A 13,595-nucleotide genomic window follows, 5' to 3' on the forward strand; every position below is an offset into this window, starting at 1 on the left:
CTAGCATGTTGATGAAAAATAAAACGGTATTAATTACCGGCTGCCGTCGCGGTATGGGACGTGCAATGGTTGAAATTTTTGCGGCCAATGGCGCAGACATTTATGCGCATGCCAGAGCAGAAACGGCTGAGTTTCTGGCTGACATGGCGCAATTAGCCGAGAAGTATCAGGTGAACATATGGCCATTATGTTTTGATATGACAGACCATGTCGCAATGAAGCTAGCTGTAAAGCGGCTGATTGCTGATAAATGCTGCCTGGATGCCGTGATTAACAATGCCGGTATTACCCATAACAGCCTTTTTCAAATGACAACTGAAGCACAGTTACGCCAGCAGTTTGAAGTTAACTTCTTTGCGGTGTATTTGTTCAGCCAGTTTATGGTCAAGCTGATGATGCGCCATAAAAAAGGCAGTCTGGTGAATATCGCGTCTACGGCCGGGGAAGATGGCAACCCAGGCAAGTCAGCCTATGGCGCCTCTAAAGCGGCATTGATCGCGATGACAAAATCTGTGGCCGCCGAATTGGGTGAGCATGGCATTCGCGCGAATGCTATCGCGCCCGGTATCACCGATACCGACATGCTGCTAACCATGCCCGAACATATCGTTGAAGCAGCACGTCAAAGCACCGATTTACGCCGGCAAGGGTTGCCTGCCGAAATCGCTGAAACGGCGTTGTTCCTCGCTTCCGATTTATCCAGCTATATCACCGGGCAAACGCTTCGCGTTGATGGCGGTCTGAAATGAATATGTCCATCCAGCAGCTAAAAAAAACCGCGACGGCTACCCGCATTACTATTCTTAAAGCCGCGTATCAGGCACCAAGTGATGGCGTACATATTTCCCCAGCGCTGTCTATGACGGACGTGCTCACCGTGCTGTTTAGCACTGTTATGCGCTATCAACCCGATCGAATCACAGATAAACAACGCGACACCTTTATTTTGAGTAAAGGCCATGCCGCACTTGGGCTCTATGCCACTTTGCACCATCATAAAATCATTACTGAACAGCAGCTGAATAGCTTTGAAATCAATGGTTCCGTGTTACAGGTCCATCCTACCCGGCATGCAGCCTTTGGTATTGATTTTTCAGCCGGCAGCCTGGCGCAGGGAATGAGTTTTGCTATAGGTTTGGCGTTAAGTCGTCGCTTGCAACAGCAGCCGTGGCAGACGTTCGTCGTCGTGGGGGATGGTGAGTGCAATGAAGGGGCGATTTGGGAAGGCGCTTTCATGGCTGCACAGCAAAAGCTGGATAATCTGACGGTCGTTGTTGATCAAAATGGCCTGCAGTCAGATGGATTCACTGCGGATATTATGCGAATGAACCTTCCTGCCTTGTGGTCCGCCTGCGGCTGGCAAACGCTGGAATGTGATGGTCATGATTATCAGGCGCTTATTGATGCTTTTAATGCTCCTCATGAAGGTAAGCCCAAAGTGATTATTGCCCGAACACTGAAGGGTAAGGGCGTTTCATTTATGGAAAATAATAAAGACTTTCATCGCAACCGTTTAAATGAGCAACAAATGCAGCAGGCATTAAGCGAACTTGAACAGGAGGCACCATGCTGAACATTAAACCCGTCTCAGTGCGTTCATGGGCCATGCTAGGTTCCCGCGGTACCTTTGGTCTTGCTCTGCTTGAACTGGCAGCCGACCATCCTAAAATCGTCGCATTATCAGGCGATCTCTGCAAATCGTCTGGGCTTGATCGTTTTGCAAATACCTATCCTGACCGTTTCTTTAATGCCGGCATCGCTGAGCAAAATATGGTTGGTGTGGCGGGTGGACTTGCTGCGGGTGGATACGTACCTTTTGTCACCTCATTTGCGAACTTCCTGACTTTTCGTGCCGCTGAACAAGTGCGACTGAATCTTGGCTACATGGAAGAGAATGTCAAACTGGTCGGACTGGCCTCAGGCCTGGCGACAGGTATGTTCGGAGCCACGCATCATGGTATAGAAGATCTGGCGGCTCTACGCGCTGTCTCAAATATCACCATTCTGTCACCTGCTGACTGTACTGCAACCGCGAAAATGACGGAAGCCGCTTTGCACCATCCGGGCCCTGTCTATCTCCGACTGACCGGCAATATGCGTGCACCTATTGTTTATAAAGAAAATTTTGACCTGAAGATTGGGCGCGCCATTACCTTAAAAATGGGTGATGAGGTAGCGCTGGTTGCCACGGGCACGATGGTGAGTGTTGCCTTGCAGGTTGCAGATGAACTGCAAGCGAAAGGGATTAATACGGCCGTTATTGACATGCATACCATCAAGCCGTTGGATACTGAAACACTTGATCATTTATTGAATAACAAGCTTGTTGTTACCCTTGAAGAGCACAGTGAAATTGGCGGTTTAGGCAGTGCCGTTGCTGAATATTTCGCACCTAAAAGCACGAAACCCGCTCAACTTATTATCGGTATACCGCAGGGTTATCCACATGCAGGGGATTACAACTGGATGCTTGAGCAGGCCGGACTGACGGCAGCACAGATCACTGACCGTATTCAGACGGAACTGAGGTAAGCCAATGTCTTTCTGGCGTATTGAACAACATGATCCCCGGCAACTCGCTGTGATTGACGATAGCGGTTTACGCTGGCGTTACGCTGAGCTGTTAACGGAAGTGACGCAAATGGAAGGCAGACTTAAGTCTGGACTGCTGATATTCATTCTGTGTCGGAATACCACTGCAACGCTTATTGGCTATCTGGCTTGTCTGCGATGTGGGGCGGTTCCTTTACTGCTTGATGCGGACCTGGATAGCACGCATCTTGCTGAGTTGATTACCACTTACCGGCCGGCGTTTCTTTGGGCTCCCACTGGTCAAGTTCAGGGTGAAAGCCATTATCAAACGCTGGATTATCAGTTCACTGCGACAGGTAAGGCCCCTCAGCAATTACATCCTCAACTCGCCCTGTTGGTTACGACCTCAGGCTCAACAGGAAGCCCTAAACTGGTTCGTCTGAGTCAGCAAAACCTGCAAAGCAACGCCACCAGTATCAGTGAATACCTGGCACTGGATGAAACTGAAAAGCCTCTGGTCCATTTGCCGCTCAATTACGTATTTGGTTTATCTGTTGTTAATAGTCATTTACTGGTGGGAGCGACGCTGATACTGACGCGCTATGGTCTTATGCAGCGTGAGTTTTGGCAGCAGATGGCGTCTGAAAACGTGACTTCTTTGTCAGGGGTTCCCTATACGTTTGAAATGCTGCATCGCTTGCGCTTTTCGCGTATGTCGTTTCCTGCCTTACGCACGCTGACTCAGGCAGGTGGTAAGCTTTCAACTGCGATGCATCAATTCTTTGCCGATTATGCACAGCAGCACAGTAAAAAGTTTGTCGTGATGTATGGCGCGGCAGAAGCGACAGCGCGTATGGCATGGTTGCCTGCTGAGCTTGCACAGTCAAAATGTGGCTCAATTGGTCTTGCCATCCCGGGAGGGAAATTAACACTTCATCGCGAAGATGGGAGTCTGATTACCACTATGGGTGAACAAGGTGAGCTTTATTACCATGGCGATAATGTGATGATGGGATATGCTTCGGACGGAGACGACCTTCACCGAGGTGATGATCTCAACGGGCTGTTAATCACAGGTGATATTGCCACCCAGCACGCGGATGGTTGCTTTTATATTGTGGGGCGAAAAAAACGGTTCCTGAAAATATTTGGTAATCGCGTTGGCTTAGATGAGATGGAGCAGCTCCTCAAAACGCATTTTATTGGACTTGATTGCGCCTGCGTGGGACGTGACGATCAACTTACCGTTTTCATTACCCAACCCGATTTGGCAGATGAAGTAAAACGTTTTGCCTCACAGGTGACAAAACTTCATACCTCTGCCTTCAAAATCAATGTCGTCGACACCCTGGTAAAAACATCCTCAGGTAAAACCCATTACGAGAGGCTCATGGCTGATGAAACCGGGATTTGAAGAGGGATTTATCCCTGCGCCGTTTTCATTACCCAAAGCGGAGAAAAAGGCGTTACTCTTTAAGCGACTGCATGAACTAAGCGTCCATCATCAACGAGATTGTCTGGCCTATCAGCGCATCCTGGCCGCGCAGCAGTGCGATCTCGCATCATTATCTGAACCCGATGCTTTGCCTTTTTTACCCGTTTCACTCTTCAAACAACTTACTCTGAGTAGCGTGCCAGAGGACCATATCGTTAAAACGATGACCTCTTCTGGAACCAGTGGCCAGCAAGTATCACGCATCTATCTCGATAAAAGCACGGCGGCACTTCAACAGAAGGTGTTGATAAAGATTGTCAGTGATTTCATTGGCGCCGCCCGTTTACCGATGCTGATAATTGACTCACCTGCTGTGATGAAAGATCGCGCCATGTTCTCGGCTCGAGGGGCAGGCATTCTGGGGTTTTCCATGTTTGGAGCAGACAGGGCCTACGCACTGGATGAAGAGATGAATCTCAATCACGACGTGCTGGCTGCCTTTCTGCGGAAGCATGCCGGTAAGCCGTTGTTGCTGTTTGGCTTCACGTTTATGGTCTGGCAGCATTTTTATAAAGCGCTTGAGGCCTGCGCTGGCCGTTATGATTTATCTCAGGCCACACTTATACACGGTGGGGGATGGAAAAAGCTACAGGCCCAGGCCATTTCTGCGTCCGCGTTTGCGCAGCGCTTAAATTCAGTGTGCGGCATTACCCGCGTTAGTGACTATTACGGCATGGTTGAGCAAACAGGCTGTATCTATATGCAGTGTGAATACGGTCATCTTCATGCCAGCCTTTTTTCCGACGTTATTATTCGCGATCCGCAGGATTTTTCAGTGTGTCCTGTTGGGCAGGCAGGCATTATTCAGGTTCTGTCTGCGCTGCCCGAGTCCTACCCGGGACACTCTTTGCTTACGGAAGATGAAGGCATTTTGCTGGGCGAGGATGATTGTTCCTGTGGTCGTATGGGGAAATATTTTCAGGTATTAGGGCGTCTTAAAAATGCTGAGATCAGAGGATGCAGTGATACCTATGGCGGATAAATTCGAACAGGTCACATTCCTGATTGGCGATGCCCAGCGGTTGGCAATGCTTAATAAAGTGCCGGCCTATAAGCCATTCGCGCCAGAAATTATGGGGTTTATTGACACCTTCTCTCAATATCTTTTTCAGTTACCGGACGTTAAGCAATGGAGTGATGTCGCAAGCCTGGTATTCTGGTGTCGACCGGCCTCGCTACGTCAAATGCAATCCCGCTATGCCGGCCTTGAGCACCGGTTAGGCAGAGGGGCGGCATTTCACATCGCGCCGGCGAATGTTGCAGTGAATTTTGCTTATTCACTGCTTGTGGGCTTACTGGCGGGAAACGCCAATGTCGTTCGTCTACCAGGTAAAGATTTTGTCCAGATTTCGATGATCTGCACGGCCCTCAGGCAGGCGCTAAATGACCATCCCCATATTGCCCCCTATATCGTGCTGGTGCGCTACGATAAACAGAAAGACGTGAATGATGCGCTTTCACTGCTCTGTCAGACAAGGTTAATTTGGGGAGGGGATAATACGATAGCGATGCTGCGTCAGTCCCCTTTAGGCCCAAGAGCGCTGGACATCACTTTCGCCAATCGACACTCGTTTTGTGTTATTGGAGCTCAGGGGTATCTTGATGCTGTCAATAAAGAACGCATTGCTAGTGATTTTTACAATGACACATTACACAGCGATCAAAATGCCTGCTCTTCACCTGGATTAGTCGTCTGGCTGGGTGAGAATGCAGAGATTCGCGAGCAAGCTCAACGTATATTCTGGAAACATTTTGACCGAATAGTACAAGAGCGATACACATTGCAAGCGGCGAGTGCAGTTCAGAAGTTGACGCAATTCTGCCTGCTCAGCGCGCAAGTTGACGGGGTAAAACGCCACCCGTTGAGCCATAATCGGTTGATGCGTGTTGAGCTTCCTGCGTTGTCTTCAGAAAGTTTATCTCACAGCGGGACGTGCGGCTATTTTCTTGAATATCAAATTAACACGTTGTGCGAGATTTTACCGTTGTGTAGCGGGACCTGCCAGACGCTGTCATATTATGGAATGGAATCTGCAGCACTGGCTGAATTTATCATGGCGTACAGGCCAGCAGGCGTAGATCGCCTTGTCGAAATAGGTCAGGCTCTTCAATTCACCTTGCAGTGGGATGGCTTTGATTTAATCTATATGCTTACACGCATTGTTAATGTTTGAATCTTTTATATTGTGGGTTCATTCATAACGTACGTAACCAGCTGACAAGACTGCGCGGGTTGTATGGTAAAAAGGTGCTAATAAAGCACCTTTTATATTATTAACAATGGCGTGTTGTAGTTACCCATATTTTTTGAATCTGTTGTTACTCAGAGGGCGATTGTTTGATTCGCCTCAGGGCAGATATTCTTATGCAATAGCCTGTAGTGTGCAACACGCGAACTACGCTAAAACATTATCGAATCAGGATAAGCCGTAATTAAACATTCTGGAATTCAGCCTGTAATCCCTGATAATAGGCCGACTTTAGCAAAGATTTTTTCAATATCTCATCGTCTTGGGAAGAGAAAAATGAGTAGTTGATTTTACCCGCCAGAGAAAGTCCTGTGTCGCGCATCATCAGATAACTCTGGTCACCACTTCCAATCTCAGGGGCATAATAATTATTGAGTAAATCGTTACCATTGAGATCAAAGTTTTTATTTTCTTTGAAAAGATCATAAAAGATAGCACTCAAAAAAACGCTCAGATGCTTATTGTTTGGATGACTAACGGTACTATAGCACTGCTTATTTTTAAACATTGATTCCTGATAAAAGTGGGAATAGTCAAATGCGACTTTCTCTTCCTGAAAAAGTTTGTGATAACGCTTTGCGTCTTCAATGACCATATTATGCTGCTTCTGATTATCATAACTCACTTTATGATATTGAGAAACTGCATCCCCGTGCTGATGGCCTGTTAAATAAAGATGCAGGAAGCGATAATCTACATAGACCATTAACTCCGGGACAGGCGCAGGAAAATAACCTAGTTGAGGGGTGGATACACGGGACTCCATCGTCGGCAGAATACGGATGTCGAAATACGCTGCCAGCTTATCAGTTGAAAGCATCCCCCAGCGTTCTGAGTGATACTGCATATAGATATGATCACAACTTTCAAGTTCATGCATAAGATTGATAACATCCCGTTGCGCATCAAGCTTATAAATGGGCGTATTTACCACCTGCTTAATGGCACCGCGATGAAGATCAGAATAATTACTTAGCAACTGGCCGACAATTTCAAGTTGGCAGTTGCCAATGGTGGCGACTTTCATTGGCTTTAATCCTTACAAAATGCTGGCATATGAAAAAGTAGTTGACTGAGGTTTTAAACAGGTTATCAGTTGCTCCTGCCAGTCGGATGCAGTTATTCCTGCAGAGGTAATATGTTCTGTGTTCAATATACTCCGTGCGGGCCGCGTTGCTGCGGAAGGATATTGTGAACTGGTTATTCCGCGTACGTTAACCTCTTTTTCTGCCGCAACAAAGATGGCTTGAGCAAATTCACACCAGCTCACCGCAATATCGCCACAGTAATGATAAATACCCATATTTTCTGGCGAACCAGAAAGGTGAATCATCGCCTCCGCTAAATCACCCGCGTAGGTCGGACAGCCATACTGATCGTTCACCACATGTAACTCGGAACGCGTCTGCGCCAGACGAAGCATCGTACTCACGAAGTTATTACCGTATTCGCTGAACATCCATGAGGTTCTAATCACAATGGCTTCTGGCAATACCTCAAATACACGCTTTTCACCTTCCCACTTGCTTAAGCCATAGAAATTAATCGGGCAGGGCGGATCATTTTCGCTATAAGACGTTTTCTTTAACCCATCAAAAACATAGTCAGTCGATATATGAATCAGGCGTGCGTTGACCAGTTTTGCTGCTTGTGCCAGATTTTCAGGACCAATCGCATTCACCTTCAGCGCGCGGGTACGATCGGTTTCTGCTTTATCGACGGCCGTGTAGGCCGCAGCATTCATGATGACATCAGGTTTGAATTTTTTGACGACGCGCATAACCGCACAGCGGTCAGTAATATCCAGCTCTGCCGAACCACACGCCAGCGTGATCCAGTCAGCGGGAAAACGATCCAGCAAGCAACGCCCTAATTGGCCATAAGCCCCTGTAAGTAAAACGCGCATTACACCAACTCCTGCAGTGATAGTCCTTGTTGATCTTTTACCGACAATATCGGCTGTTCTACAGGCCATTGAATTGCAACATCAGGGTCATTCCACATCAGGCAGGCTTCATCCTTAGGGTTGTAATATTGAGTACATTTGTATTCAAAGTCAGCGACGTCCGAAAGGACGACAAAACCGTGCGCGAGTCCGGGGGGAATCCACAGCTGCGTTTTATTTTCTTCAGAAAGCAGAATACTCTCCCACTGACCAAAGGTCGGAGAACCGGGACGGATGTCGACTGCAACATCGAATACTTCGCCCCGCACGACGCGCACCAGCTTGCCCTGGGGCTCTGTTTTCTGAAAATGTAAGCCGCGTAATACATGTCGGCCTGAGCGCGAATAGTTGTCTTGCACAAATTCGAGGTGGGTTTCAAGTAACTCCTGATAGCGACGTTTTTCAAACGTTTCCAGGAAAAAACCACGATCGTCACCATAAACCGCTGGCTGGATGATTTTAACATCGGCAATTTTAGTGGCTTTGACCTTCACGCTATTCCTCCACCAACATTTTTAAATACTGGCCATACTGCGTTTTCCCAAGATATTGGGCGCGTTTTAACAGGGCTTTGTGATCTGTCCAGCCTTTACGCCAGGCAATTTCCTCAAGACAGGCAATTTTAAAGCCCTGACGCTTTTCAATGGTGTGGATGAAGTGTGACGCTTCAAGCAAGCTTTCATGCGTGCCGGTATCCAGCCAGGCAAAACCACGGCCCAGTATTTCGACGTTTAATAATCCATCGTCGAGGTACATTTGGTTTAGCGTAGTGATTTCCAGTTCGCCGCGTTCAGAAGGGCGAACCTGTCGGGCCATGGCGCTCACATTGCTGTCGTAAAAATACAGGCCCGTCACCGCATAGTTTGATTTTGGCGTTGTGGGCTTTTCTTCAATAGAAAGTGCACGGAATTGTTTGTCAAATTCGACAACACCAAAACGCTCAGGGTCCATTACCTGATAACCAAATACGGTGGCACCAAGCTCACGAGTAACAACATCTTCTAGCTTTTTACCGAAGCTTTGACCAAAGAAAATGTTATCGCCCAACACGAGTGCGCAGCGTTCTCCAGCGATAAACGACTCACCAATAATAAAGGCCTGCGCCAGACCGTCTGGCGATGGCTGCACAGCATACTGAAGATTGACGCCAAAATGTGAGCCATCACCGAGTAAGCGTTGAAACCCTGCGAGGTCTTCTGGAGTGGTAATGACCAGGATATCTCTAATCCCTGCGAGCATAAGCACCGAGAGCGGGTAATAGATCATGGGCTTATCGTAGACGGGGAGTAACTGTTTGGAGACGCCGCAGGTTACAGGATGTAATCGAGAACCTGTTCCACCAGCCAGCACTATGCCTTTCATCATTCACTTCCTCTATACCCGATCTGCATCTGCAGAGTGATGGTGAAAGAATACGAGTGTGCAAGTGAAATTAATGGCAAGAATAACCGATAAAAAAGCAGGTAAAGTAAAGGATAAGAACACCGCGCGCCCCTGAACAGAGAGGGAGATAAAACAAACAGGCGTGTTTTGTGTTGCACTAATGCAAATGTTGCAGGGCAAAACAAACGGATTTTGGTCTGGGCCGTAAACAATAAAAAAGTGAACTCAGCGTTACAGTTCATCTCCGCTATGCCGATAATTCCCTTCAGAATGGCTCTAATTTTGATATTACTTTTCATGTTCTGGGGTGGTTATGCGCTTTAACTATGACCTGCTACCGGGCGAACGTCTCTCATTTGAAGAGATCGCCCTACGTTATGCACAACAATACCCTGATGAGAAAGAACTGACCGCGCGTGCGTTGCTGAGTCCTTCAACCAGCTATCGGACGTTAAAAATTCGCGCAGTCTTTGCTCAGGAAGAGAGTAACAGTCCGCTGGAAGACCTGTTGTTCATCGCCAACGATAACGAACGAAAAAATTATCTGCGCCGTTTTGAGCACTATCTGAAACAGCAGCAGCCTTTTCACTATTTTCGTCGGGGACACGAGGATAAAGAGAACAACCGGTGGAAAGTGATTGGGCAGAGCTACGTCTATGCGATGGTCGATCCGCACTCCGCTCAGGCGCAAAACCTGATCAACAGCCGGGGCTATAAGCTGGTTCTGATGCGCGAGGACGAAGAGGATGCCTGGTGGCAGCTGTTCAACGTTCAGTCTAATCCTTGCTTTCCACAGTCACGCCGTATCCAGTTTATTGTGGTACTAAGCACGCCTGAGCACAGAACGCCCGCTGCAGTCATGCCTGGTACGGAAGTCGGGCGGCGGGTGAAAGCCAAAGTGTTGCAGAAGGCCAGCCAGTCAGAGTTTATGGCGGCGGTTAAGGCGCGCTATGGGGCCTGTATCATTACCGGAACCAGCCTTCTCGATCAGCATCAATGGCCTTGGGTCGAAGCCTGCCATATCGATACGCGCGAAAACGAAGAGGGATTTCTCGCAGACAATAGCGTGGATAATGGGCTGTTCCTGCGCAGCGACTTACAGCGGCTTTTCATCAACAGAATGATTAGTATTGATGGTGATTCCGGGCAGGTCCGTTTTCACACGGATGATAAAACACGTGAAAGCATTAGCCCGTTTTATCAGGAGATGGAAGGGCGGGTTTGCGCGCTATGGGAAAACGTTCCCGTAGCCACACGGCAGCGTTTGCTGACATTACGTTAGCCTTCCTGTACAGAGCGGAGACTTCCGCTCTGAAACATCACAAATTTGAAATAACCTCGGTTTATCCCGCCTATTCTGCCAATCAAAAGCCCTACAGAATTGCATAATCATGCCGATAACTTCATTAACGCAGGGTAGTCAACGTGAACGATCTCTATACCGCCGAAGGCGTGATGGACAAACATTCGCTCTGGCAGCGCTACGTACCACTGGTACGTCATGAAGCACTGCGCTTGCAGGTCCGCCTGCCAGCCAGTGTTGAACTTGACGATCTGCTTCAAGCCGGGGGCATTGGTCTGTTGAATGCGGTGGAGCGCTATGACGCACTCCAGGGTACCGCCTTTACCACGTATGCAGTACAGCGCATCCGTGGAGCCATGCTTGATGAGCTTCGCAGCAGGGACTGGGCACCACGTAGCGTCAGACGAAATGCTCGCGAGGTTGCGGGAGCCATGCATCAGGTTGAACAGATGCTGGGCCGCGCTGCCTCTGAGCAGGAAGTCGCGCAACAGTTGAATGTTTCGATAGAAGAGTACCGGCAGATTCTGTTGGATACCAACAACAGCCAACTCTTTTCGTACGACGAGTATCGGGAAGAACACGGTGACAGTGCGGAACTGGTGACGGAAGGGCACGAAGAGGCCAATCCACTTCATCAGTTGATGGAAGGGAGTCTGCGTGAACGCGTCATTGAAGCGATCGAGGCCTTGCCCGAACGCGAAAAGATGGTGCTGACACTGTACTACCAGGAAGAACTGAATCTGAAAGAGATTGGCGCGGTTCTTGACGTGGGGGAATCCCGAGTCAGCCAACTGCACAGTCAGGCGATAAAACGCTTGCGTGCCCGACTTACGGGAGCGCGCTAGAAGGCTCAGTTCCTGGCGATCTATAAATAATAAGAAATCGGGGACTCAACAGTGGGAGCCAAAACCAAAGCCAGACCTTTAAGTCGTTATCTTAAAGACTACAAACACAGCCAAACCAATTGTTCACACTGTGGCAAAGTTTTAGATCGTATGGCGCTGGTCTTCCGAGGTCAGATCATCAATAAAGAGGCCATCGCACGCATGGACCAAATGATTGATGAGCCGCTTTGGCTAAAACTTCAGCCTGAATTAACGGCGCTTTGCCGTTTTTGCAGCGATATTTTTTGTAATACACATCCTAACTACTTTGACATTATGGCGTTTAAACAATATCTGTTCGAACAGACGGAAATGAGCCCGAGCACGATTCGTGAATACGTGGTTCGCTTACGTCGGCTTGACGATATGCTGAAAGCCAGAAACTTTCCGGCTGAAAAACTGACAGGCAATAGCTGGCATCAATGCCTGGAAGAAGACTTACCTGATGCTGGCAATAATAATTATCGTATTGCGCTGCGAAAGTACGACCAGTTTTTAGGCTGGCAGCAACGTTAAGGGACACAGTGAAATGTCAGAGAGCGTTGCCACTGACATGATGTCTCCCACCCCCATTTTTCCCACTTCGCGGGGGAAAATGGGGATGTTGCGCTGCAGCAGGCTGCCCTCTCTTTTCCCCCGCATTTGAATTCAGGATGATCCTTTCCGCATCTTCTGTAACACTGTAAAGATCACTGCCTTGTGCCCAACGGGAGGCCGCATTGTCCTTACATCTTATCCATCAGTTTCCTCGTATCGAACTTCTGGGCGCGCCCACGCCGCTGGAATATCTGCCGCGTTTATCTGACTATCTTGGTCGTGACATCTTTATCAAACGTGATGACGTGACACCGCTGGCTATGGGCGGTAACAAGCTGCGCAAGCTGGAGTTTTTAGCCGCGGATGCCCTTCGTGAAGGCGCTGACGTGCTGCTGACCGCTGGCGCCATTCAGTCTAACCATGTGCGTCAAACGGCGGCCGTTGCAGCCAAACTCGGCCTGAAATGTGTGGCCTTGCTGGAGAACCCGATAGCAACGCACAGTGAAAACTACCTGACCAATGGCAACCGCCTGATGCTGGATCTCATGGATGTCGAGGTGGTGATGGTCGATGCGCTGACCCAACCTGCCGCGCAATTGGCGGAACAGGCGGAGCGGCTTGAAGCGCAGGGCTTCCGGCCTTACATTCTGCCGGTGGGCGGTTCGAATGCGCTGGGGGCGCTGGGCTATGTGGAATGTGCCCAGGAGATTGCTCATCAGAGCGAAGGGGTGGTGGATTTTGCGGCAGTCCTGGTCGCATCAGGCAGTGCCGGAACGCATGCCGGTCTGGCGGTTGGGCTGGAACAGCTGCTGCCAGAAACTGAGCTGGTTGGCGTAACCGTATCGCGTAACGTCGCTGAGCAACGGCCTAAGGTTGACGCACTACGCCAGGCCCTGGCAACGCAGTTAGCCCTAGAGGCGAAGGCACCGGTCACGCTATGGGATGACTATTTTGCTCCGCGCTACGGCGAGCCGAATGAAGAAGGCATGGAAGCGATCAAACTGCTGGCGCGTCTCGAAGGGATTTTTCTCGATCCTGTTTATACCGGTAAAGCCATGGCGGGCCTGATCGATGGTATCAACCAGAATCGTTTTCGCCGGGAAGGGCCGCTGTTGTTTGTGCATACAGGCGGCGCGCCCGCGTTATTTGCTTATCACCCTTCGGTCTGAGACGCAGCGCAAAAAAGGGTTATAATTCAGCCGTTATTTTAACGCCTTAGGTAAAATAACGCCCATAATGACAGAGCGGCAGGCCGTGATGCGCCGCT

General features: G+C 49.0%; 14 protein-coding genes. 10 read left to right on the forward strand and 4 right to left on the reverse strand.

The genetic code is table 11. The features are described from left to right. Window positions 1-5 precede the first annotated feature (5 nt). From P9J57_RS08735 to P9J57_RS08760, 6 genes are read left to right on the forward strand one after another with little or no spacing between them, the layout of a single operon-like run. The gene (locus tag P9J57_RS08735) at window positions 6-749 is read left to right on the forward strand and encodes an SDR family NAD(P)-dependent oxidoreductase (RefSeq protein WP_014593933.1); all 744 of its coding nucleotides are present in this window, start codon (window positions 6-8) and stop codon (window positions 747-749) included. After that, complete coding sequence (locus P9J57_RS08740) at window positions 746-1,573, forward strand: transketolase (protein ID WP_014593932.1); 828 nt, start codon at window positions 746-748, stop codon at window positions 1,571-1,573. Before P9J57_RS08735 ends, P9J57_RS08740 begins: the two co-directional genes overlap by 4 nt. Continuing rightward, a complete protein-coding gene (locus tag P9J57_RS08745; protein ID WP_014593931.1) occupies window positions 1,567-2,532 on the forward strand; it encodes a transketolase family protein in 966 nt (321 codons plus the stop codon). Before P9J57_RS08740 ends, P9J57_RS08745 begins: the two co-directional genes overlap by 7 nt. Window positions 2,533-2,536: 4 nt before the next feature. Continuing rightward, window positions 2,537-3,946 (forward strand): AMP-binding protein, encoded by a 1,410-nt coding sequence (locus tag P9J57_RS08750; RefSeq protein ID WP_210511779.1) that lies wholly within the window; start codon window positions 2,537-2,539, stop codon window positions 3,944-3,946. Next, window positions 3,930-5,009 (forward strand): LuxE/PaaK family acyltransferase, encoded by a 1,080-nt coding sequence (locus P9J57_RS08755; protein WP_024471521.1) that lies wholly within the window; start codon window positions 3,930-3,932, stop codon window positions 5,007-5,009. Before P9J57_RS08750 ends, P9J57_RS08755 begins: the two co-directional genes overlap by 17 nt. Further along, window positions 4,999-6,201, forward strand: a complete 1,203-nt coding sequence (locus tag P9J57_RS08760) for an acyl-CoA reductase (RefSeq protein WP_246872749.1) — start codon at window positions 4,999-5,001, stop codon at window positions 6,199-6,201. The genes P9J57_RS08755 and P9J57_RS08760 overlap by 11 nt, the downstream gene beginning before the upstream one ends. Window positions 6,202-6,460: 259 nt before the next feature. On the opposite strand, the gene P9J57_RS08765 is transcribed toward P9J57_RS08760, so the two are convergent. The 4 genes from P9J57_RS08765 to rfbA are packed head-to-tail and all read right to left on the reverse strand — an operon-like array spanning window position 6,461 to window position 9,583. Further along, window positions 6,461-7,303, reverse strand: coding sequence for a WcbI family polysaccharide biosynthesis putative acetyltransferase (locus tag P9J57_RS08765; protein WP_105088242.1), 843 nt, complete (start codon window positions 7,301-7,303; stop codon window positions 6,461-6,463). Between the two features lie 12 nt (window positions 7,304-7,315). Further along, the gene (gene rfbD / locus P9J57_RS08770) at window positions 7,316-8,182 is read right to left on the reverse strand and encodes a dTDP-4-dehydrorhamnose reductase (protein ID WP_483279473.1); all 867 of its coding nucleotides are present in this window, start codon (window positions 8,180-8,182) and stop codon (window positions 7,316-7,318) included. Beyond that, window positions 8,182-8,715: a dTDP-4-dehydrorhamnose 3,5-epimerase gene (rfbC, locus tag P9J57_RS08775; RefSeq protein WP_014593928.1), complete on the reverse strand. Its 534-nt coding sequence runs from the start codon at window positions 8,713-8,715 to the stop codon at window positions 8,182-8,184. Before rfbC ends, rfbD begins: the two co-directional genes overlap by 1 nt. Window position 8,716: 1 nt before the next feature. Continuing rightward, window positions 8,717-9,583: a glucose-1-phosphate thymidylyltransferase RfbA gene (rfbA, locus tag P9J57_RS08780; RefSeq protein WP_022623282.1), complete on the reverse strand. Its 867-nt coding sequence runs from the start codon at window positions 9,581-9,583 to the stop codon at window positions 8,717-8,719. Between the two features lie 334 nt (window positions 9,584-9,917). On the opposite strand from rfbA, the gene P9J57_RS08785 reads away from it, so the two are divergent. The 4 genes from P9J57_RS08785 to P9J57_RS08800 all read left to right on the forward strand — a co-directional run bounded on the left by P9J57_RS08785 (window position 9,918) and on the right by P9J57_RS08800 (window position 13,497). Next, complete coding sequence (locus P9J57_RS08785; protein ID WP_014593927.1) at window positions 9,918-10,886, forward strand: HNH endonuclease signature motif containing protein; 969 nt, start codon at window positions 9,918-9,920, stop codon at window positions 10,884-10,886. Between the two features lie 143 nt (window positions 10,887-11,029). Beyond that, window positions 11,030-11,752 (forward strand): RNA polymerase sigma factor FliA, encoded by a 723-nt coding sequence (locus P9J57_RS08790; protein WP_006118887.1) that lies wholly within the window; start codon window positions 11,030-11,032, stop codon window positions 11,750-11,752. Between the two features lie 51 nt (window positions 11,753-11,803). After that, entirely contained in the window at window positions 11,804-12,307 is a 504-nt protein-coding gene (gene fliZ / locus P9J57_RS08795; protein WP_013026139.1) for a flagella biosynthesis regulatory protein FliZ, read from the forward strand. A gap of 203 nt (window positions 12,308-12,510) precedes the next feature. Further along, window positions 12,511-13,497, forward strand: coding sequence for a D-cysteine desulfhydrase (locus tag P9J57_RS08800; protein ID WP_013026138.1), 987 nt, complete (start codon window positions 12,511-12,513; stop codon window positions 13,495-13,497). The last annotated feature ends 98 nt before the right edge of the window (window positions 13,498-13,595 follow it).

This window comes from Pantoea sp. nfd-35, from assembly GCF_056892255.1.

Coding starts and splice junctions, on each gene's coding strand:
- P9J57_RS08735 (WP_014593933.1), top strand. CDS start 6: ATGTTGATGAAAAATAAAACGGTATTAATTACCGGCTGCCGTCGCGGT.
- P9J57_RS08740 (WP_014593932.1), top strand. CDS start 746: ATGAATATGTCCATCCAGCAGCTAAAAAAAACCGCGACGGCTACCCGC.
- P9J57_RS08745 (WP_014593931.1), top strand. CDS start 1,567: ATGCTGAACATTAAACCCGTCTCAGTGCGTTCATGGGCCATGCTAGGT.
- P9J57_RS08750 (WP_210511779.1), top strand. CDS start 2,537: ATGTCTTTCTGGCGTATTGAACAACATGATCCCCGGCAACTCGCTGTG.
- P9J57_RS08755 (WP_024471521.1), top strand. CDS start 3,930: ATGAAACCGGGATTTGAAGAGGGATTTATCCCTGCGCCGTTTTCATTA.
- P9J57_RS08760 (WP_246872749.1), top strand. CDS start 4,999: ATGGCGGATAAATTCGAACAGGTCACATTCCTGATTGGCGATGCCCAG.
- P9J57_RS08765 (WP_105088242.1), bottom strand. CDS start 7,303: ATGAAAGTCGCCACCATTGGCAACTGCCAACTTGAAATTGTCGGCCAG.
- rfbD (WP_483279473.1), bottom strand. CDS start 8,182: ATGCGCGTTTTACTTACAGGGGCTTATGGCCAATTAGGGCGTTGCTTG.
- rfbA (WP_022623282.1), bottom strand. CDS start 9,583: ATGAAAGGCATAGTGCTGGCTGGTGGAACAGGTTCTCGATTACATCCT.
- P9J57_RS08785 (WP_014593927.1), top strand. CDS start 9,918: ATGCGCTTTAACTATGACCTGCTACCGGGCGAACGTCTCTCATTTGAA.